The following is a 21,320-nucleotide window of genomic DNA, read 5'->3' on the forward strand; positions in this document are numbered from 1 at the left end:
ATGGCGAAGTTAGATCACGCAAAACGTGTCTTGAAATATGAAGTGCTAGGGTTACTAGCGTTTGTAGTCGGCATTGTGACGCTTGGAGATCTGGGTGCGGTCGGTCAGGGACTCGACGATCTCTGTGTCATGTTAGCCGGGAATTGGCATTTTCTTATTCCTTTATATATCATGTGGGTCGCAAGTATCGTGATGGTTCGCCGCAATCGCTTTCGATTTACGCCATTTCAAGTTGGCATAGCGATTTGGCTTCTTGTCATTTTAGTGTGGAGTGAACTCGATCTCTACTCGCAAGGTGTGATTGAATATGGGACTGACCATCCGGATTTGCTGCATCTCACACAGGTTGGAATAACCTCGCTTTCGCAGTCCTTGCGCGTGCTTGTCGTCGACCGTTCAACGGTATTACCGCCTGCTAATGCTGGGGGCGGTATGGTTGGATATGCGTTATTCGCTGGACTGCAATATTTATTTGCTGTGACAGGTACATTGCTCGTACTCGTGGTGGCTTCGATCATTGCAGTTGTGTTAATGACGCGCAAGTCGATCATCGGTACGATTGAAAAAGGTTCGCGATTTTTTGAGACGCGGTTTGAGCGTGGATTCGGCGTGTTTATGAAACTTATGGCAAATGTTTTACAAGGTGGTTCAAAGCGGACGCAAAAGCGTGTTCAGACGGAGCGCGAAGTGCAGAAAGAAAGTTTCTCAACGGGTCAAGCTTCTTCTACACGGAAAAATGCAAGGCAGCGCATGACAAGCAAAGACGCATTGCAATCGCATGAAGAGATAAATCAGGAGCCAGAGTTTATTCAAGACAAGAGTGGGCATCTAGCAGAAACTAAGACGTCATTTCCATTTCCCGATTTTGGGGTGCCTTATCAACAGGAACCGGGATATGAAGATTTTATGGCGGAAGTTGGAGAACTTGAAATTCATGAAATGCCAACGATCTCTGACGAGCATGAGGTGACAGAACCGCATGTAACACTTGATGAAGCGCATAGTCGGATGACGGTACAATTGCCAAGGAGTAAAGTAAATTCGCTAAAACCCGATCCTTTTGTGCAGCAGGTGGCTGGGGTTGAGCAAGAAAGTCATTTTACATCTGATGTGTCTCAGGAAAATGGAGGAACGCAGGATCACTTATCCTCTGAGAGTCGTCCCTATCTGTTGCCAGATGTACGACTTCTTGATCGCACGCTTACTAAGCGCGGGGAAAGCCAATCTTCGCAGCGTGATCTACAAAACAATGCAAAAAAATTAGCAGAGACATTTGAAAGTTTTGGTGTTCATGTCACGGTTCTTGGATATAGTCGTGGACCTACAGTGACCAGATATGAGATTCAACCTGCTGCAGGAATTAAAGTTTCGCGCATCTTGAATTTGACCAATGATTTAGCATTGGCCCTTGCTGCGCGTGACATTCGAATTGAAGCTCCTATTCCGGGAAAATCGGCAGTAGGGATCGAGGTGCCAAACAAAGAAATCGCTGTCGTCAGTTTTCGTGAAGTGATAGAATCCGAAGAGTTTATGAAGGCGCAAAGTTTGCTTTCATTTGCCTTAGGAAAGGATATCAGCGGTCGCACGGTAGTTGGGGATCTAGCAAAAATGCCTCATGTTCTCGTGGCAGGCGCCACAGGATCAGGGAAAAGTGTCTGTATTAATGGGATCATTGCAAGTATTTTATTTCGCGCAAAACCCGATGAAGTAAAATTTATCATGATTGATCCAAAAATGGTTGAATTGGGTATATACAACGGGATTCCGCATTTATTTGCTCCCGTGGTGACAGAAGCGCGTAGAGCGGCCGCCGCTTTGCGTAAGGTGATCGCAGAGATGGAACACCGCTATGAGTTGTTTAGTCAAGCAAAGGTGCGGGATCTTGAACGGTATAATCAATTTGCCGAGAAACAGGGAAAACCGCGTTTGCCGTTGATTGTGGTGATCATCGATGAGTTGGCTGATTTGATGATGGTTGCGCCAGGGGACGTGGAAGATGCCATTTGTCGCTTAGCACAAATGGCAAGGGCTTCGGGCATCCATTTGGTCGTGGCGACACAGAGGCCTTCTGTGGATGTGATCACGGGATTAATTAAAGCAAATATCCCATCGCGTATTGCATTTTCCGTATCTTCAGGTGTCGATTCACGTACGATCTTAGATAGTACAGGGGCTGAGAAGCTGTTAGGGCGGGGAGACATGCTGTATATGCCTGTGGGTGCGTCTAAACCTGTGCGTCTGCAAGGTGCCTTTTTATCCGAACCTGAAGTGGAGCGGTTGGTAGAATTTGTTCGACGACAGCAAGAGGCGCAGTACCTGGATGACTTTAGTGCGTTAACTGAAGATAAAACAGAAGCTGCTGATGACTTGGACCCACTATTTGAAGAGGCGGTTCGCATTGTTGTTGAATCAGAACAGGCTTCCGTATCTTTTCTACAGCGAAAATTAAAAGTGGGGTACGCGCGGGCTGCGCGTTTGGTCGATTCACTCGAAGCAATGGGCATTGTTGGGCCGTTTGAGAACAGCAAGCCACGCGAGGTCTTGATGAGTCGGGAACAATGGCTAACAAGGCATTCGTCGAGCGGGTAAGTGGACATGTTCTCCTGTTTGCCGCGTATGATGAACTGATAGGGTATGATGTGCGGCAAAGGAGCGATGGAAGTGAAAGTGGGGTCACAAAAAAACATAGGATTAAAAAGTTTACGAGAAATGCGCCGTCAGTCTTATACCAAACGCTTGGCGCTTTTCGTTATCCTCTGTGCAGTGGCGTGGATGATCGTTTACTTTGAACAGACGGGGGGATTTATCAAGCAGACTGACAGGGTGCAGACGCAGCACTTGCAGGATTCGGGGTTTACAGAGGATCTTTCACTGCAAACGGTCTCAAATGCAAAAACAGAACAGATTGCAACCAGCTTAAAAACTGCCGTTCCTGGATTACAAGAATTGTTTGTTCAGAAGATGGCAGATGGGGGAGTTTCGATCGTCGCAACTTCCTCACTGCGTGGTTTGCCGCATACTTACCTCACTGCGTCTGATGATGCTACGAGATATCTGCTGGCTGCGTATCGTCTACCGGGAATTCGAGTGGATTTCGCAGCCCTTTATATTGAAGAAGATGGGCATTATATCATGGCGGTTGGGCTTGGCGATCAAGCGGCAAAAACCTTGGCGCTAAAGACCTTTGCCCCTGATCAAGGAGTGCAACTTACTCGTGAACTGGCATCCGTTGATCGTTATACGCACGCGCTAACGAATCAAGCTTTTGCAGAGTATCGTAGTTAAGGTCGCAATCCTTCGAATTTGCACAAGGGTGAACCCTCAGATCAAAGCAAAGGAATGGCTAAGATTTCTTTTTTCCAGCGCCAGAAATATACACTTCGGCAAAATGGATGCGCTCTTTGCGCAGGTGTTTGATCAGTTGTCTAAGAACAGCTTCGTGGCCTGTTTTCAACAGTGTTTCTACAATGGTGTGTGCTGTGAATGAGTCCTCTAAACTTTCGCGGATATGCTCGTCGTCTGCCAAATGATCAAGCCACTGATCGTCGAAATGATCTTTGCGTTTTTCCGCATAAGCTCGACGGTACAAATCTTTAATAGAAAAGGGGGCATTGATCGCCTCTAAATAAAAGTCAAGCTGATAAAAGGCGCGTGCTACAGAATAATGTTCATGATTAGAGTTCATCGTTTACACCTCGTAATCTATTATGAGGTTTTCGTGCGAGTCTCGCAAGTGAATGCGTGATTGAGGTTTTGCAGGTCTACTTCTCCATGGTACAATAATGAAAACAGCATGAGCTAATGCAAATGTACATGATGTGAAACTTGTTATATCTTGGGGGATTACTGTATTTTGCGAAACGTTCGACGTGCAGTTTGGGCTGTGATGATAAGTATGATCGCAATGAGTGTAACGGGGTGTGGATTTGTGAACGTGCAAACGCTCACTCCAAATGCAAAACGTACGAGCGTTGTCGTGGTGGGGACATCGGCTGTTTTGTCCTCTTTTGCAGTAGCCAGTGCACTTGAAGGAGCAATAGGCGGGATCACGGCAGTAAGCATAACTGCACCAGAGCATGTGGCACAGTTAGAGCAGGATCTTCAGGTCGCTCATGCGCGCGCAGTGATTTTCCTAAATCCTACATCGGCTGAACAGGCGTTGGCACAGACACAAAAAAATGTTCATTTTGTGTGGATCGGCTATTCCGGTTCACAAATACCGCCAGCCAATGTCACTTGGATCATTCCCAATGTCCAACGCTTAGCTTCGATTGCGGGTTATCTTGCTGGCGGCATACATGGGTATGGAAAGCCAGTGGGCATTTTACTGGGGAGTTTGCCTTCTGACATACGTAGTAGTGACGTTGTTGCAGCGATCTCGTCAGGGATGCATTGTGCTTATTCCAGTGCAATTCCGGAGTTATTTGCTGGCTCAACACAACAACAGTTAGCCATGTTAGCGAGCAATCCTGTGCGCGATCTCATTGTAATCGGTGGACTAACTTCCGCAGTAAAATCTGCAGTGCAGGCGCTCTCCCTTCCTGTGATTGACGTTAACCTTGGCGCGCGTGGTCTGAGCTACCAAACGCAGATTGGCCAATTGGATGTGAATGCCTTTGATGCGGCTGCGCTTTCGCTAGCTTTGCATACGCTTGAAGCAAATTCTGCTCTGCCGTCCGTTTTGCAGACGTCTACAGGTGAGTTTGTGGCGTTATCTGGGTACCCGGGTTGGCAGGGGAGCTCTGGTGTACAGGTATATCAGACGCTTTGTACAACAGGAAAGATTACTCCTAGTCAGTATGCAAATACATCCCTTCCTGTCCAAACTGCGCTAGCATGGCATTTGCCTGTTCCGCCCGTCCTTATGCCATCATCTGCGCTTCAAGGACCAACGACTGTAAAGACGGGGGCACAAGGAACGAGTGTTACTCTGCCGCAGTCAAATTCAAGTGGGAGCACAACTGCAACTTCCTCTTTCGCGAGTGCTGGCACGCAGGTCAGCCATTTGACAAACTCTGTGGGAAGTGTTCCCAAAGATCCCTCTAGTAGTGCAAAATCAACGGGCAAGCCCAAAGGATAGGTGGCTTCATTGGCAGAAGTAGGGGAGTGGTACTTTGAGTATCACATTCAAAAAGATCGATTTGGGTTGCTTGGCGATATTGCGTCTGTCCTTGGCATGCTTTCGATCAATATCGTGACACTGAGCGGCGTACAAGATCGAAGGCGAGGATTTTTATTGCAATCAGACGACCCAGCGCGAATAGAAACTCTAAAGACGATGCTTACTCAAGTAGACAACATTACTGTGACAGCGCTGCGCAAGCCGCGCCTGATTGATCGCTTGGCGCTCAAACACGGCCGATTGATTGAGCGGGAAGCCGATGATGCGCCCTATAAAACATATCGTTTTACACGTGATGATTTAGGATTGCTTGTCGATTTTGTAGGAGAACATTTGAAACGATCCGGGAATCAAGTGATGGGAATTCGCGGGATGCCGCGCGTTGGGAAAACTGAGTCAATGGTGGCGGCAAGTGTGTATGCAGGGAAGCGATGGACATTTATTTCTTCGACATTGTTGAAACAAACCTTACGCACGGATTTGACTGAAGATGAGTTGAGCACAGATGATCACGTGTATATCATCGATGGGATTGTGTCGACAATGAGAGGCAATGAGGATCATATGCGTTTGGTGCGAAGGATTTTGCGCTTACCTGCGCCAAAAATCATAGAGCACCCTGATTTGTTTGTGCAGCGAACGGAATTTACTTGGGGATTGTTTGATCGCGTGATCGAACTGCGCAATGCCATGGATGAAGAGATTACGTACCACGCATTAGAAAATCCGTTTATGGAATGAGCGTCCAATCGGATTGATTCTAAGGGGGTTTTCCGTTGCAAGAGAACGGATCTGGAATGAAGCGCGACGACTTTTCGGGTTCGCAGGAAGCCTTGCGTGAACTCGGCAATTATTTGCGTCAAACGCGTGAAGCGCGTGGACTTACACTGAGTGATGTGGTTGAAGCGACGAAAATTCGCAGTCGCTATCTCTTGGCGATCGAAGAGGGCGATCTTAGCATCATGCCTGGAATCGTATATGCTCGCGGATTTATTCGTAGTTACGCTGATTATTTAGGGCTAGATGGCGCTAAATTGACGGCACAGTATCTCGCGCATCGAGTTGAGAACGGCGAGGCGCAGGCAAATGAGCGTACGCCAGCTATAGATCGCTATACTGACGCAGAGCCGATTGGGTCAAGAACTATCGGGAAACAAACGGCGGATGTAAAAAAATGGTCTACCAAGCAACGTCCGTTATTTCTATCCAGAAGGTGGACGTGGCAGGCATCCCTAGGTGCACTCGCGCTCTTGTTTGTTGCACTGACGCTCATCATCGTTGTCACTGCGGCAGTGCATCAACCACCCGCCCGAAAGTCAATGACGTTGTTCAGTAGTTCAAAGTCACACTCTGGAGTTGGTACAAAGGCGAATGCAGGGACCCATCATGGATCAACTCGTGTTCCGGCAGCGAATGCGGTTGTATTGACAGAGACGCAAAGTACGCCTATTCGTGCGACATTTCAAGTAGTGACAGGAGAACCATTAAAATTATCAGTGACCGCTGTTTCTGGCCGCTGTTGGATCCAAGTGGTGGGAGATGGGCAAATGCTTGTGACAAGCGAGATTCTGACGCCTGGACAAACGGTGTCTTGGACAGCTCAGCATTCGATTCAAATTGATGCTGGGGCGAGCCGCAAAATTTCGATGACGATCAATGGTCTCCCTGTTCCACTTGCAAAGTCGGCTCAAGGAGGCTATACATATTCTTTTGTAAAGAAGTAGGAGGGGTTTGAGGTGGCAAAGGAAGCTTCGTTTGATATTGTCTCTAAAACAGATTTGCAAGAGGTGGCAAATGCGATACATCAAGTGCAAAAAGAGCTGGAGACGCGGTTTGATTTCAAAGGGAGCAAAAGTGACATTTCTTTGCACGACGAGGAGATTGTCGTTGTGAGTGATGATGAATATAAGTTGGCGAGTGTCATCGACATTTTGCAGACCAAGTTAATCAAACGCGGTGTTTCGTTAAAAAGTCTTGATTATGGTGTGATTGAACCTGCTGCGAAAGGGACGGTGCGCCAAAACATTCGCATTAAGCAGGGGCTTGAACAGGAACTAGCAAAAAAGATTATAAAGGTGATTAAGGATTCTAAATTAAAGGTACAAGCTACGTTGCAAGGGGATCAGGTACGCGTCACGGGCAAGAGTCGTGATGACTTGCAACTTGTAATTCAAAGTTTAAAAGAACAAGATTTTCCGGTTGATTTGCAATTTGTCAACTATCGTTAACGTGTACTGTGCACAATAAGTTTTGACACTTCATCCGGAACACTCTATAATTTACAAGAGTGAAATGAGTACATGGAAAGTAGCGGCGAATTCCGCTGCATTTTTTTGCCTTGCTGTACTGTGGAGGAAGATGACGATGGCAAATCAGCGCGTTTCGATTGTAACTCTAGGCTGCGAAAAAAACGCGGTAGACTCAGAAGTTATGGTCGGATTGATGGAGCAAAAGGGATATACCATGACGGATGATCCGGATTTGGCGGATGTTGTCATCGTGAATACATGTGCGTTTATCGATGCTGCGAAGCAAGAATCGATTGACACCATTTTGCGAATCGCAGCAGACAAGCATCCCGGCAAAAAATTGCTGGTTGCTGGATGCATGGCGCAACGCTACGCTGCGGAATTGTTAGAGGAGATTCCTGAGATTGATGGACTTGTAGGCACGGGGGAGTTTCCTCGCATTGTCGACCTGATTGAGCGGGTTAAAAGTGGCGAACGTCCAAAGTGGACGGGGAATCCCGTATACATTTATGATGAGTTCACGCCGCGCAAGACTGCAAAAGGACCTTCTGCATATATTAAGATTGCGGAAGGGTGCGACCATAAGTGCACGTTTTGTGTGATCCCGCAGATGCGTGGTGCATTTCGCTCGCGTCCAATTGAAAGCATCGTCGCTGAGGCTAAGCAGTTGGTTGCTCAAGGTGTGCGTGAAGTGAATTTGATCGCTCAGGATTCGACACAGTATGGATTGGATTTGTATGGGAAGCGACAATTGCCGGAGTTGTTGCACGCATTACATGGGATTGAAGATTTGCAATGGATTCGTCTGCATTACGCGTATCCAGGGTATTTTACGGATGAACTGATTGAGGCTTTTCGGATTTTGCCAAAAGTTGTGAAGTATGTAGACATGCCTTTGCAGCATTCGGAAGACCATATTTTGCGGTCAATGCAGCGTCCTGGACGGCAGCGGCATATTCGCGAATTGGTGAAGAAAATCAGAGAACGCATACCTGGCGTCGTTTTGCGTTCGTCCTTTATTGTTGGCTTTCCAGGTGAAACAGAGGAAGATTTCCAAAACTTGAAGGCGTTTGTCGAAGAGGTTGGTTTTGACCATGTAGGTGTTTTTACTTACTCGGCAGAAGAGTCTTCTTTGGCAGCAACGTTTACAAATCAAGTGGACGACGCAGAGAAGGAGCGGCGTGCAAGTGAACTCATGGAAACTGCCCGGCGTGTGGCTGCAGAGCGCATGGGTCGCTACGTTGGGGAAGTCGTTCCCGTACTGATTGAAGGCTACGATCAAGCGGATCGCTCTGTATACGTGGGAAGAACCCCGTTTGACGCGAAAGAAATTGACGGTCTGGTCTATGTGACAGGTGTTGATTTACAGATCGGTTCGATTGTTCCAGTGCGCATTTCACATGCATTTGAATTTGATCTTGTGGGGGAGGCCGTCTAAGTGAATCTGGCTAACCGCATCACTGTAGCCAGAATGATCATGGTGCCGGTTGTCATGCTGTTTTTGCTGGTGCGCATTCCGCTGTTTGAGGTGCACGCAGGTGGTCGTGTGATCTCTGGCGGCGAACTGATAGCTGCGTTCGTGTTTATAATTGCTGCCAGTACGGACAGTTTGGACGGATATATCGCTCGCAAACGAAAGTTAATCACTAATTTTGGGAAGTTTATGGATCCGCTCGCGGACAAACTTCTTGTATCTACGGCGCTTATTTGTCTGGTTGCTTTGCAAAAAATTCCAGCATGGATTGCGATTCTCATCATTGCACGCGAATTTGCGGTCACAGGATTACGTGCGGTGGCTTCAACAGAAGGAGAAGTCATAGCGGCAAGTGGACTTGGAAAGTGGAAGACCATTTTGCAGATGATCGCTCTTGTGGAGGTTATGATCGGGGACTTTCCTTTCTCTTATTTGGGAATTCCCTTTGATTTGATCACCTTGTATGCAGCAGCAATTATGACAATTGTGAGTGGAGTGGATTATTTTCTTAAAAATCGGCATGTCCTTGGCGCTCAGTCATAATGCCAGGCCGCTTATTTGGCGGATAGGGGTGTCGCATAAGTGCTTACAGCAGAATTGATTGCAGTCGGAACAGAAATTTTATTGGGGCAAATTGAAAATACGCATGCGCGCTATTTGTCTGAAGAATTGGCTAAACTTGGGGTATCGGTTTATTTCCACTCAGTTGTAGGGGATAATATGGATCGCCTAACGGAGCTCGTGAAATTGGCGCTCACGCGTTCGCAAGTCATCCTGATAACGGGTGGGTTAGGACCTACAGGAGACGATGTTACGCGCGATGCGGTTGCTGATGCCTGTGGAGTTGCTCTGCAATTTTCAGCCCAGGCGTATGAACAACATGTGCTCCCTTATTTTCACCGCATCGGCAAAGAGCCTGCAGATGTCAATCGCCGTCAGGCTTTACGTATTGGAGATGCGGAGTTTTTACCTAATCCGCGCGGAACAGCTCCTGGACAATACGTCCGTCATGAGGGGCGGCATCTCTTTTTATTGCCTGGTCCTCCACTTGAGATGCGGCCGATGTTTGAGGAAACTGTGTTGCCAAGGTTGCTGAATTTGGTTGGCTCCGCTGTGATTTTTAGTCGTGTTTTGCACCTGTATGGGATTGGGGAATCAGATGTCGAATCTATGTTGTTGGATCTGTTAAAAACGCAAACGAATCCTACCATTGCACCACTTGCTTCAGAAGGTGAGATGGTTTTGCGGTTAACAGCTCGAGCAACGACAGAGGATGAAGCAAAAGCGCTGATAGCGCCTGTTGAAAAAGAGCTTATGCAGCGTTTGGGTGACTATGTATACGGGTTTGACGGAGTGAGCCTGGCGAGCGTAGTATTTGAAGCTTTGCGAAATCGTCAAAAACGGGTTGCGTTTGCGGAAAGTTGTACAGGTGGGCTGCTTAGCTCTATGCTTGTGGACTTGCCTGGAAGTTCTGAAGTCTTTGAGGGGTCTTTGATTTCGTATTCGGATCGGGTGAAGGCTCGCGAATTAGGGGTATCCGAAGAACTGTTGCGAACCTATGGCGCTGTAAGCGAAGAAGTTGCTCGCGCGATGGCTGAAGGAGTTCGCACAGTGCTCCATACAGATTATGGTGTGAGCGTCACGGGAATTGCAGGGCCTGGGGGTGGAACTGTAGATAAGCCAGTTGGTTTAGTCTACGTTGCAGTCGCTGGTCAAGAAGGAATTCGCGTGGCAAGGAAGGTTTTTCCTGGCGATCGAATGCAAGTGAGAATTCGATCAGCTAAATTGGCGCTATATCAACTTTTACAAGAGTTAACAAGATGATGAGGGTGATTGAATGACGTCGTTTTTAGAATTTAATTTGAGTAAAAAATTGCAAGAAGCGATTGATGAGATGGGATATGAAGAACCATCACCTATTCAAAGTACATGCATTCCTTTGATTTTAGAGGGGAAAGACGTAATCGGACAAGCTCAAACGGGAACGGGGAAAACAGCTGCTTTTGGGATTCCGCTTGTCGAGGCGGCGACGAATAGTCGCTATGTGCAGGCGATTGTATTGCTTCCGACCCGCGAACTTGCGATTCAAGTGGCTGGAGAAATGCGTAAGATCGCAAAGTTTAAACGCGTACGCACGTTACCGATTTATGGTGGACAGTCTATTGGACATCAGATCCGCGCGCTAGAGCAAGGGGTCAATATCGTGATTGGAACACCAGGGCGCGTCTTAGACCATCTGCGGCGTGGGACTTTGAAGCTCGATCGGGTAAAGACCGTCGTTTTGGATGAAGCTGATGAAATGTTAGATATGGGATTTATTGAAGATATTGAGGCAATTCTTCAGGCGATTCCAGAGGATCGGCAAACACTTTTGTTTTCTGCGACAATTCCTCCTGAAGTAAAACGTCTTTCTAATCGCTATATGAAAAATCCAGAACACGTGCAAATGACACGCGGCGAAATGACCGTTCCGCTGATTGATCAAGTTTATTACAAAGTGCTAGAGCGCACCAAACTTGACAGTATGTGTCGAATTATTGACAGTGAAGATGTGACGCTTGGCATTATTTTTTGCCGTACAAAACGCGGCGTTGATGAGTTAACAGAAGCGTTGATTGCTCGTGGGTACTTGGCAGATGGTTTGCATGGCGATTTGAGTCAAGCACAGCGCGATCGCGTCATGAAACGCTTTCGCACAGGTGATATTGAACTGCTCGTCGCGACAGATGTCGCAGCGCGCGGAATTGACGTCGGGAATGTCACGCATGTATTTAACTATGACATTCCGCAGGACACTGAAGCGTACGTACATCGCATTGGCCGTACGGGGCGTGCAGGTCGTCGCGGATTAGCCATTACCCTCGTTACACCACGCGAGTATAAGTTATTAAAGACGATTCAAAGAGATACAAAAGCGACAATCCAAGTGCGTGAAGTTCCTTCACTTGCAGATGTTGCAGAGCGTCAAGCAGAGATTTGGCGTGATCGTTTGTATCAAGCTGTACAAGAAGGTGGACTCGCTCATTACCGTGCGGTTCTTGGTAAGTTGGTTGATGAACTAGACCCGATCGACCTCGCAGCAGCTGCACTTAAACTCGCATCTGCAGGTGAATTGGAAGCGGATGAGAGTGAACAATATGATTTTGGTGATACAGGGGCAGCTCCTGGTATGGTGCGCTTTTTCGTGAACATTGGACGCAGTGCCCGAATGTCCCCTGGCGATTTAGTGCGCATGATTTCCGAGGAGGCAGGGATTCCAAGCAATACCGTGGGTAAAATCGATATTTTTGACAAGTTTACATTTGTTGAAGTGGAAGAAGAGTCTGCCCCCTTTGTGTTTGAAGCGCTTCGTCAAGCGCGAGTAAATGGGATGAGGATTAATTTAGAACCAGCTCGTCCGCGCTCCATGGGAAGTTCCATGCGGCATTATAGTAAGGCGTAAAGTTTAGGTCTGATCAGAGTCGAAGATGGTGATTGTGTTCGGCTAGGAGTGTAGACCAGGAAGTTACTACGAGGTTCAGAGGGTCGTTGCGCTGTGAGTTGCGTAACGACCTTTCTGGTGTAGAGTGAGTTTTCTTTTGGATATATACGAACAAACGTTTGTGTTTTTTGTGTCTTGCGAGTACAATACGATTGACGGGAAATATGATTTTGATCAGTGATAAGATGATGGTATGTAGGATGCATGAAGAAAGGGATGTGGAGCGGGTGGCAGATCGCAAGACAGCGTTAGATCTGGCGCTAAAACAGATTGAGAAACAATTCGGCAAGGGATCTATTATGCGCCTTGGAGAAGCTTCGTCAACGATGAACATCGAAACTGTATCTTCTGGATCTTTGGCGCTTGATATTGCCTTAGGAGTCGGAGGTTTTCCGCGAGGGCGGATTATTGAAATTTACGGTCCTGAATCATCTGGAAAAACGACAGTTGCTTTACATGCGATTGCGGAAGTTCAGCGCCTTGGAGGACAAGCTGCGTTTATTGATGCAGAACATGCACTTGATCCCTTATACGCGCAAAAACTTGGGGTTAATATCGATGAGATGCTCATTTCACAGCCAGATACAGGAGAGCAAGCGCTGGAGATCGCTGAAGCTTTAGTTCGCAGTGGCGCTGTAGATATTATCGTGATTGACTCTGTGGCTGCGCTTGTCCCAAAGGCAGAGATTGAAGGGGAGATGGGCGATTCGCATGTAGGATTGCAAGCTCGCTTGATGTCACAAGCACTTCGGAAGTTGAGTGGAGCGATTAACAAGTCAAAGACGATCGCGATTTTCATCAATCAAATCCGCGAAAAAGTCGGTGTGATGTTTGGAAATCCAGAGACGACGACAGGTGGGAGAGCACTAAAGTTTTACTCGACAATACGCCTTGAAGTGAGACGTGGTGAATCGCTTAAGCAGGGAAATGATCTGGTAGGAAGTCGCACGAAGATTAAAGTTGTGAAAAATAAAGTGGCACCGCCATTTAAACAAGTTGAAGTAGATATTATGTTTGGTGAAGGAATTTCTCGCGTAGGAAGTATCGTCGATCTTGGCACAGAATTAGACATTATTCAAAAGAGCGGCGCTTGGTATTCCTATGGAGAAGAGCGATTGGGTCAAGGCAAAGAGAATGCAAAACAATATCTAAAGGATCACGCAGATGTTGCGGCGCGAATCGAAGCAAAAATCCGCGATTTGACAATTACGTCTGGATTAACAGCTCCAGTTGCTTTTGGCAATGATCAGGTTGATGATGAAGAGTTTGAGTTTGAAGAATAGACTGTAGGGTCGGGATGATCAAAATGGTGGAACTGCATGTTCGGAAGATGATAAAAGATCCCGACAGCCCATGGCGCACATTTTTGAAATTAGAAGATGGGACTGTTGTCGGTCCATATTTAGTGACGAGTGCAGAGCGTGTAGGTGTACAGATTGGAAGTGTATACGATGAAGTTGTAAGAGTAGCGCTTTCTCATGCAGACGCGTTGCAACTTGCAATTGAAGATGCAGTGAGTTACCTAAAGCGAAAGGCGCGAACCGAATCTGAGGTTTTTCGCTATCTAACGAAGAAGTGTCAATATGATGAGTCGATTGCTTTAGAAACGCTCGATTGGTTGAAACAGTATCGTGCAATCGACGATGGTGAATTCATCCGCATAGCGGTCTCTACTGCACAAAATGTGTCTAGTTCCCCGAGTAAACGCGCGCTAACTGCAAAAATGCGAAGGCGGGGGATTGCTAAGGAGCAGATTGCAAAAGTTTTGCAAACACATGACTATGATGAGTTTAAAGGTGCTTTGCAAGTAGCGAGGAGAAAACTTGATCACATTGAACGCAAGTTAGAGAAAGAGGCAGTACCTCTGGGGGATCGAGAACGCAAAAAAAAGGCGTTATTAGGAGCATTTTTAGGTAGAAAGGGATACTCTTCCGCGACGATACATAAAGTGTTTGACCATCTCCTAGACTAGCGGGACGCGTTTTTGGTTGACAGGGATTGGCATGTGCCGTATACTTTAATATGCGTATACCTGCTGTTTTTGAAAAGTGATGAATAACGGTTGAAAATGTTGCATTCAGTATTTGACTAAAACTGAATGTTACTCAGCGTCCCTCTCGGATACGGGTGGGAGGCAGATGAAAAAATGATATCCTCCAGTATGTTCATCGTTGCGATTCTTGTTACAGCTGCAGTGGTGGGCGGAGGGATGCTGTTCTGGATACGAGCTCGTAGCAAATCTGTGGAGATGTCCTTAGCAGGCGCGCGAGCGCAAGCGGAACAAATTGTAGAGTCTGCGAAGAAGACCGCAGAAAGTAAGATTAAGGAAGCTGTTTTAGAGGCCAAAGAAGAGGGCCATCGCATTCGAAACGACGCGGAGCGAGAGCTTCGCGAACGGCGGATGGAAGTTCAACGTTTAGAACGTCGTTTATTGCAAAAAGAAGAAGCGTTAGATCGCAAGGCAGAGTCACTCGAAAAACGATTAGAGACGTTAGCTACTGAGGAAAAAGCGGTTGAGGAATTAAAGTTCCAGCTTGAAGAATCGGTAAGACGGCAATCTGAAGAATTACAGATGATTTCGGGACTAACGGTTAGTGAAGCAAGACAGTTGATTTTAGCTCAGGTGCGTTCTGAATGTAAGCATGATGCAGCACAGCTTATGAAAGAGATTGAGCAACAAGCTAAAGAAGAAGCGGATCGCAAAGCGAAAGAGATTATTGCAACGGCAATTCAGCGTTGTGCTGCAGACCATGTGGCAGAAACAACTGTATCTGTTGTTGCTTTGCCAAGCGATGAAATGAAGGGTCGCATCATCGGTCGCGAAGGTAGAAATATTCGTACCTTAGAGACGTTGACTGGCGTTGATTTGATCATTGACGATACACCGGAAGCTGTTATATTGTCTGGGTTTGATCCAATTCGCCGAGAAATTGCTCGAATTGCGCTTGAGAAGTTGGTTGCTGATGGTCGCATCCATCCCGCTCGCATTGAAGAAATGGTGGAAAAAGCTCGTCGTGAAGTGGATGAAAGAATCCGCGAAGAAGGCGAGCAAGCTACTTTTGAGACTGGGATTCATGGTATGCACCCAGACTTAGTAAAGGTACTTGGCCGATTGAAATATCGCACAAGTTATGGGCAGAATGTGCTGAAACATTCAATTGAGGTTGCCCACTTAGCTGGGTTGATGGCGGCTGAATTAGGCCTAGATGTGAACTTGGCCAAGCGCGGTGGATTATTGCATGATGTCGGAAAAGCGATTACGCATGAAGTAGAAGGCTCACATGTGGAGATTGGTGTCGAATTGGCTAAAAAGTATAGAGAACATCCTGTTGTGATCAATTCCATTGCGGCACATCATGGAGATGTTGAATATACCTCTCCGATCTCAGTATTGGTGGGCGCAGCAGATGCATTGTCTGCTGCGCGACCGGGAGCGAGAAGAGAGTCATTAGACGTATATTTAAAGCGATTAGAAAGGCTTGAAGAAATTGCATGCTCGTTTAGTGGCGTGGACAAGTCTTATGCGATTCAGGCAGGTAGAGAGATTCGGATTATTGTTAAACCCGAGCAGGTTGATGACGCTGAGTCGATCCGGGTGGCGAAAGAAATCTCGAAACGCATTGAGAGTGAACTCGACTATCCTGGTCAGATTAAGGTTACCGTCATTCGCGAGACAAGGGCAGTAGAATACGCAAAATAGGGCGGCCTCTAAGGCTGCTTTATTTTTCTTGTCCGCTAACTTGTGTAGGAACGTGGATAAAACACTAAATCGTACGGGGCGCAAGCGGGAGCGTGGTGTCGTGAAAATTCTCTTTATTGGCGATGTGACTGGAAAACCAGGTTTGCTTTTTGTAAAAGATAGACTACCTCAGCTGATTTCAGAATTCCATCCAGATCTTGTGATTGCGAATGCTGAAAATTCAGCGGTGAATGGACGGGGAATTACGGCTTCTAGTGTTGAATATTTATATGACTGCGGTGTCGAAATTTTAACACTTGGCAATCATGTCTGGGACCAGCGTGAAGCACTCGGAGTGATTCAAGCGGATGAGCGCATCGTGCGTCCGGCGAACTTGCCGCCCGGTGTACCTGGGCGAGGGTATACGGTATGTCGCGTGGCTGGACGGTCAGTGGCGATTATTAGTCTAATCGGCCGTACCTTCATGGGACTCGCAGATTGTCCATTTCGTGCGATAGATCAAATTTTTTCGCAGTTAGATCCTGCAATTAAGCACATTTTTATCGATTTTCACGGAGAAGCGACATCAGAAAAGTTGGCGCTCGGATTTTATGTGGATGGTCGGGCTTCTGTGGTTGTAGGTACACATACGCATGTTCAGACTGCAGATGAACGAATTTTGCCTAAAGGAACAGGGTATCTGACAGATGTAGGGATGACTGGACCACGTGATGGTATTCTTGGTATGAAACGTGAGGTAGTCATTCGTCGATTTCTTGACCAAATGCCAGCACGTTTTGAAGTGGCTGACGGCCCGCGCCAGTTTTCTGCAGTATTGGCTGTGCTAGACGATCAGGGGAGTGCGCGTTCGATGGAGAGAATCTACATTGCCGAATAGAAATTGACTCCTTAGCATCTGGTTAAAGATACGGAAGTTCTAAAGATCGCAAAGGTTGTAAATCAGTGGGGGGATTTTATGTATCGGGGAAAATTTATTGTAGATGGTCACGCCGATATTCTCTACCGGATGGGGAAAGAGAAGTTGTCTTTTTATGATGATAACGCGTTACATCAAAATTATAAGCACTTGCGGCAAAGTGGTGTGGATGTCCAGGTGTTTGTCACTTTTATTGAACCTGAGATCACAGCTTCAGAGCAATTATTCGCTGTTTTCGATTCACTGGATCGTTTTCATCGAGAAGTTGAACGTGCCGATGCGGTTCAAGCAGTCTATACAGTAGCTGAACTGCATCGTGTATTGCAGAGCGGGCGCAAGGCAGCAATTCTCTCACTCGAAGGTGCTGATGCGTTGAATGGACGGATAAGCGTGTTACACGCGTTGTTTCAATCGGGGATTCGACTGATGGGGCTCACTTGGAATGGGGCAAACTGTGTGGCAGATGGTGTTGGGGAAGGACGAGGTGCCGGCCTAACACAGTTTGGGAGAGAAGTCGTCAAGACGATGCGTTCGCTTGGAATGATTGTCGATGTTTCTCATCTAGCAGCGCGTGGCGTATGGGATGTGCTTGATTTGTACGATGGTCCTGTAGTAGCTTCTCACAGTAATGCGATGTCGGTGTTCGCACATCGTCGCAATCTGACAGATGATCAGATTCGTGCGATCGCAGCTTCTGGCGGAGTGATCGGGGCTACATTTGTCCCTGCTTTTATTGGGGCAAGTGACGTCTTGACAATCGAGGATTTAATAAAGCATATCGATCACCTGTTAACTGTGGCAGGGGAGGATGCAGTGGCTCTAGGATCGGATTTTGATGGAATTGAATCAACACTTGTAGATCTTCGCAACGGTAGTGACTATACAGGGCTTTTGGAAAAGATAGAACTCCGCTATGGAGAAAATGTGTTTTCCAAAATTGCAGGGGGCAACTGGTTGCGAGTGTTTGAACAGGTCTTGCCAAAGTTTTGATCACCAATCAGAGGTCTTGTTTTATTGGATTTGTTTTTACAGGTGGGCGCTCAAAATGGGCGCCCTTTTTCGTGTCCGAAGCATCCCTTTTCGCATACGATGTGATGACTGTGGGCGTGGGCGAGAAGGAGAAGCGGTTGTACTCTCACCAAAAGAGCGCGATTGGCATACTGATGAAAGTACAGAAATCGGGCTGGACTTTTCTCACGGTTTTGTTCTCGCCCAACTGAAACGATGCACTAATCCAGAGGAGGTCACAGCGTGATGCTCGCAAAAGATACCGGATGTCGCGAGATCATCACTAGCGCCGTATGTGGCAAAGGGAGCAAATATGCTCAGTCCACGTATACCATTCGTCCTGCGAATCGACCCACGACGATTGGCGGTTGCTGGGTGATGAATCATTCCTGCGAAGCCACATTGGCAGGAGATACGATTGAAGTCCATGGACGATTTGATATTAACGTATGGTATTCATACAACGGCAACAGTGAAACGGCGGTTGCCAAGGATACAGTGCCTTACGTTGAACACATCGCCCTGCAAGATCTAGATCCCCACTGCTTTCATGACGATCTGGCCGTAACTGTAAAAATGGTTCAGCAACCGAATTGCCTAGATGCAACCATCGTGGATGGCGGTGCAGAAATTGCTGTACGCGTGGAACTCGAATTAGCTGTTGAGGTGGTTGGCCGTACGAAAATCTGGGTGTTGACGTGTGAGCCTACCGATAAAAAGGAAAGTTTCGAAGATGAAAGTTCACTAGAGGATGACTCTCGTTTGTAGATCACCCGCACATCCATGGTTTATCAACTTGCGGGGCGCAGTGCGCCCCTTTTTGTGTGAGGTGCGGTCTGATGGAACGATTCTCGAGAAAAAACAGGAGTAACGCAAAAGCACGGTCAAGGCGTTTGAATATAAGGCCAGGGGAATTAGCGAAACGATCGAATTTACAAGCGATCGCATTTGGTTTGCGTTCCGTCACTGTGGATGCGGACGCCTTGTTGCGCCCTGCTTTTGCGAAAAAGGCAGAGCGTTTCTTGCGTTTACCTCCGTATCGCATTCACGCGAAATGGGAAGAGGGTACACTGCGATTCGGGCCTAGTATTGCGGTCTATGCACTTCCAGGCAAAAGTAGTGCCTTTGGAGCGCAAACTCAATTGTTCAAAGAGATGGCGCTACTTGCAAAGAAGCAGGGGATTGATCTATTTGTCTTAACTCCAGGACATCTGCAGTATGAACAGAGACAGTCTTTTGGCTATCGCTATCATTCTAAGCAGCGCAAATGGCGCATGGAAGTTTGTCCATGGCCAGATTTTGTTTGGCGTCGCACTGTCTATCGTCCTTTGCGTTTACAGAATCTTATGGATGTAGATGAAAAATTACTTGGTCAGACTTCTGTAGTTGGAACATTGCCGCGCGATCAGAGTGAAAAGTGGATCTTACATGTGCTTTTGTCGCAATTTCCAAGTATGTTTCCGTTTCTGTTACCGACTTTGCTTGTGCAAACACCGCATGATCTTGTCAATGCCGTCCGCCAGTTAGGAGATGTCTATTTAAAACCTGTTCGCGGTACACAGGGTCAGCAGATTGTGCGTATTGCTTCACTAGCTTCTGGATATGTGGTACAGCGTGCGCAAGGACGCTTAGTCCACAATGCACAAGGAGAAATTTTAGCGACAGATTATGATCTTCAGAGTCGTTTTGGCCGCTTGGCAGTTACTTCTCCTTTTATCGCACAGCGCACCGTGGATATGATGCGCACGATCTACGACGAACCGTTTGATATGCGCTATTTAATACAAGCTTCAATAGAAAATGGCGGGAATCCAATCTGTACAGGCATTGTGGCACGCGTCGCGCAAAGCGAAGCGATTACGACAAATCTTCATACTGGTGCGGTGCCCTTTCGCTTGAGTGAGTTGCAAGATCGCATTCCCCCGCGTTTACTCCCTTTCTTTCAGCAGGCTGTAGAACGAGGTAAACAGGCTGCTTTGTCAGCTTTTTCTGCGGTGTCCACACAACATAAAGAATTGGCGGAACTTGGGGTAGATATCGCATTTGACCGCAATGGGAGAGTTTTTGTTTTGGAAGTGAATCCATGTCCTGGTCGTCAAATGTTTCGGCGTATTGATCCACAAATCAGGCGTTTATCACTTCAGCGGATTCTTGAATATGCTGTGTTTAGCACCGGATTTTTGCGCAGCGTGAAAGGGGCTGACCCGAGGTGATATCACAATCGCCCGCATCGCTGTGTGGAGTAGCGCGCGAGGAACGCGTTCCGCTCATTGGCATTATGGCGAGGCCGCACGCTGTCAATGGGATTTTTCAAGGAAAACAAGGGCCGCTGTTATTGCGTTATTTAGAGGCAGCGGCTCGGGAAAATGCTTTTGCGTGCGTGTTTGATCCAGTTGATCTCGATGTGGAACGTCAGCGATTGCGCGGTTATGTGCTTAGCAAACGGACAATTGCAGGTGAGCGTCGCGTTGAGTTTTTGGATTTAGGGATTCCACTTGTCATCTATGATCAGATCGCATCGCGACGCTATGATCGCTCAAAATCCTGCACTGCAGCGCGTGAATATTTAAAGCAGACTTCTGTCATTTTTAATGATGGATATTTTGACAAATGGGAAGTGCACACCTGGTTAGGAGCTTATGCGCGGTTGCGTCCGCATTTGCCACACACTGCACTCATGACAAGCCAAGATACGTTGCGTATGTTTTTACACGCGCATGAGACTGTGTTTGTAAAGCCGATTCACGGCAGTTTGGGAATTGGAATTGTGCATATTGAACAGAGCGGTGAGTGCTATGAAGCTGTGTTGCGCACGAAGCAAGGCTTACTTCATGCGGGTGTGAAGTGTGACGCAAAATCATTGTATCAACACTTTAAACCGCGCTTTCGGCGGGCATTACACATTGTGCAAGAAGGGATTCCACTTGCTCGATGGGATGGGCGACCGTTTGATATTCGCTTATTGATGCAAAAGAATCACAAAGGACAATGGAAGCGAACAAAGGTGTACCTTCGAGTAGCAGCAAAAGGGGATTTCACTTCCAATTTGACAACAGGGGGGCAAGCACTCCCACTTTCAGCGCTTGAGGAAGAATCGGGATTGAATGTAACAAAACTGAAACGAGAAATTTTGCAATTAGAGAAGTTAATTCCTGCATGTATTGAGGCACAATCTGGTCGAATGCTGGGTGAGATGGGCATCGATCTTGGCGTGAGTCAAACGGGGCAGATTTATGTAATTGAAGTGAATTCAAAACCTTGGAAAACAGCGATGACTCTCTCAGGTTCTGAACAGCTTGTCGATTTGTCATTCCTGCGACCGATTCGCTTCGCGCTTTGGCTTGCGAGTGCCAGACAGAGGTGAAGGGAG

General features: G+C 47.1%; 19 protein-coding genes. 18 read left to right on the forward strand and 1 reads right to left on the reverse strand.

Annotation, left to right across the window (positions count from 1 at the left end; all coding sequences use genetic code 11):
* A complete protein-coding gene (locus BM613_RS15640) occupies window positions 1–2,589 on the forward strand; it encodes an FtsK/SpoIIIE family DNA translocase (RefSeq protein ID WP_109430027.1) in 2,589 nt (862 codons plus the stop codon).
* Between the two features lie 72 nt (window positions 2,590–2,661).
* Window positions 2,662–3,285 (forward strand): hypothetical protein, encoded by a 624-nt coding sequence (locus tag BM613_RS04760; protein ID WP_109430028.1) that lies wholly within the window; start codon window positions 2,662–2,664, stop codon window positions 3,283–3,285.
* Window positions 3,286–3,343: 58 nt separating this feature from the next.
* Here BM613_RS04760 and BM613_RS04765 read toward each other — a convergent pair whose 3' ends face one another.
* Window positions 3,344–3,685, reverse strand: coding sequence for a hypothetical protein (locus tag BM613_RS04765; RefSeq protein WP_109430029.1), 342 nt, complete (start codon window positions 3,683–3,685; stop codon window positions 3,344–3,346).
* 168 nt (window positions 3,686–3,853) lie between these two features.
* Between BM613_RS04765 and BM613_RS04770 the strand changes: the two genes are divergently transcribed.
* The 16 genes from BM613_RS04770 (at window position 3,854) to BM613_RS04850 (ending at window position 21,314) form a co-directional block, all read left to right on the forward strand.
* A complete protein-coding gene (locus BM613_RS04770; RefSeq protein WP_109430030.1) occupies window positions 3,854–5,080 on the forward strand; it encodes a hypothetical protein in 1,227 nt (408 codons plus the stop codon).
* Between the two features lie 9 nt (window positions 5,081–5,089).
* Window positions 5,090–5,863, forward strand: coding sequence for a DUF3388 domain-containing protein (locus BM613_RS04775; RefSeq protein ID WP_245926243.1), 774 nt, complete (start codon window positions 5,090–5,092; stop codon window positions 5,861–5,863).
* 35 nt (window positions 5,864–5,898) lie between these two features.
* The gene (locus BM613_RS14860; RefSeq protein WP_146192764.1) at window positions 5,899–6,846 is read left to right on the forward strand and encodes a helix-turn-helix domain-containing protein; all 948 of its coding nucleotides are present in this window, start codon (window positions 5,899–5,901) and stop codon (window positions 6,844–6,846) included.
* 12 nt (window positions 6,847–6,858) lie between these two features.
* On the forward strand, window positions 6,859–7,350 hold the full coding sequence (locus tag BM613_RS04785) for a YajQ family cyclic di-GMP-binding protein (RefSeq protein ID WP_109430031.1): 492 nt from the start codon (window positions 6,859–6,861) through the stop codon (window positions 7,348–7,350).
* Window positions 7,351–7,486: 136 nt separating this feature from the next.
* Window positions 7,487–8,809: a 30S ribosomal protein S12 methylthiotransferase RimO gene (rimO, locus tag BM613_RS04790; RefSeq protein WP_245926244.1), complete on the forward strand. Its 1,323-nt coding sequence runs from the start codon at window positions 7,487–7,489 to the stop codon at window positions 8,807–8,809.
* Window positions 8,810–9,388 carry a CDP-diacylglycerol--glycerol-3-phosphate 3-phosphatidyltransferase gene (gene pgsA / locus BM613_RS04795; RefSeq protein WP_109430033.1) on the forward strand — a complete coding sequence of 193 codons (579 nt, stop codon included), beginning with the start codon at window positions 8,810–8,812 and terminating at the stop codon, window positions 9,386–9,388.
* Between the two features lie 39 nt (window positions 9,389–9,427).
* Window positions 9,428–10,669, forward strand: a complete 1,242-nt coding sequence (locus BM613_RS04800; RefSeq protein WP_245926245.1) for a competence/damage-inducible protein A — start codon at window positions 9,428–9,430, stop codon at window positions 10,667–10,669.
* A 13-nt stretch (window positions 10,670–10,682) separates the two neighbouring features.
* Window positions 10,683–12,287, forward strand: coding sequence for a DEAD/DEAH box helicase (locus BM613_RS04805; protein ID WP_109430034.1), 1,605 nt, complete (start codon window positions 10,683–10,685; stop codon window positions 12,285–12,287).
* Window positions 12,288–12,553: 266 nt separating this feature from the next.
* Window positions 12,554–13,609 carry a recombinase RecA gene (recA, locus tag BM613_RS04810; RefSeq protein ID WP_181362891.1) on the forward strand — a complete coding sequence of 352 codons (1,056 nt, stop codon included), beginning with the start codon at window positions 12,554–12,556 and terminating at the stop codon, window positions 13,607–13,609.
* 23 nt (window positions 13,610–13,632) lie between these two features.
* The gene (locus tag BM613_RS04815; protein WP_181362892.1) at window positions 13,633–14,298 is read left to right on the forward strand and encodes a regulatory protein RecX; all 666 of its coding nucleotides are present in this window, start codon (window positions 13,633–13,635) and stop codon (window positions 14,296–14,298) included.
* 189 nt (window positions 14,299–14,487) lie between these two features.
* A complete protein-coding gene (rny, locus tag BM613_RS04820) occupies window positions 14,488–16,026 on the forward strand; it encodes a ribonuclease Y (protein ID WP_109430036.1) in 1,539 nt (512 codons plus the stop codon).
* A gap of 100 nt (window positions 16,027–16,126) precedes the next feature.
* Window positions 16,127–16,903, forward strand: coding sequence for a TIGR00282 family metallophosphoesterase (locus BM613_RS04825; RefSeq protein ID WP_109430037.1), 777 nt, complete (start codon window positions 16,127–16,129; stop codon window positions 16,901–16,903).
* A gap of 78 nt (window positions 16,904–16,981) precedes the next feature.
* Entirely contained in the window at window positions 16,982–17,932 is a 951-nt protein-coding gene (locus BM613_RS04830; protein WP_109430038.1) for a dipeptidase, read from the forward strand.
* A gap of 264 nt (window positions 17,933–18,196) precedes the next feature.
* Window positions 18,197–18,718, forward strand: a complete 522-nt coding sequence (gene cotE, locus BM613_RS04840) for an outer spore coat protein CotE (RefSeq protein WP_109430065.1) — start codon at window positions 18,197–18,199, stop codon at window positions 18,716–18,718.
* Window positions 18,719–18,789: 71 nt separating this feature from the next.
* Window positions 18,790–20,163 (forward strand): YheC/YheD family protein, encoded by a 1,374-nt coding sequence (locus tag BM613_RS04845; RefSeq protein ID WP_109430040.1) that lies wholly within the window; start codon window positions 18,790–18,792, stop codon window positions 20,161–20,163.
* Window positions 20,160–21,314 carry a YheC/YheD family endospore coat-associated protein gene (locus BM613_RS04850; RefSeq protein WP_109430041.1) on the forward strand — a complete coding sequence of 385 codons (1,155 nt, stop codon included), beginning with the start codon at window positions 20,160–20,162 and terminating at the stop codon, window positions 21,312–21,314. Before BM613_RS04845 ends, BM613_RS04850 begins: the two co-directional genes overlap by 4 nt.
* The last annotated feature ends 6 nt before the right edge of the window (window positions 21,315–21,320 follow it).

This window comes from Sulfoacidibacillus thermotolerans (genome assembly GCF_003144315.1).
In the GTDB taxonomy this organism is placed as follows: domain Bacteria; phylum Bacillota; class Bacilli; order Alicyclobacillales; family SLC66; genus Sulfoacidibacillus; species Sulfoacidibacillus thermotolerans.

Excerpts from the sequence above, each read along its gene's own strand:
- rny (WP_109430036.1), top strand. The coding sequence starts at position 14,488 with ATGTTCATCGTTGCGATTCTTGTTACAGCTGCAGTGGTGGGCGGAGGG.
- BM613_RS04830 (WP_109430038.1), top strand. The coding sequence starts at position 16,982 with ATGTATCGGGGAAAATTTATTGTAGATGGTCACGCCGATATTCTCTAC.
- cotE (WP_109430065.1), top strand. The coding sequence starts at position 18,197 with ATGCTCGCAAAAGATACCGGATGTCGCGAGATCATCACTAGCGCCGTA.
- rimO (WP_245926244.1), top strand. The coding sequence starts at position 7,487 with ATGGCAAATCAGCGCGTTTCGATTGTAACTCTAGGCTGCGAAAAAAAC.
- BM613_RS04815 (WP_181362892.1), top strand. The coding sequence starts at position 13,633 with ATGGTGGAACTGCATGTTCGGAAGATGATAAAAGATCCCGACAGCCCA.
- BM613_RS15640 (WP_109430027.1), top strand. The coding sequence starts at position 1 with ATGGCGAAGTTAGATCACGCAAAACGTGTCTTGAAATATGAAGTGCTA.
- BM613_RS04765 (WP_109430029.1), bottom strand. The coding sequence starts at position 3,685 with ATGAACTCTAATCATGAACATTATTCTGTAGCACGCGCCTTTTATCAG.
- BM613_RS04845 (WP_109430040.1), top strand. The coding sequence starts at position 18,790 with ATGGAACGATTCTCGAGAAAAAACAGGAGTAACGCAAAAGCACGGTCA.
- BM613_RS04805 (WP_109430034.1), top strand. The coding sequence starts at position 10,683 with ATGACGTCGTTTTTAGAATTTAATTTGAGTAAAAAATTGCAAGAAGCG.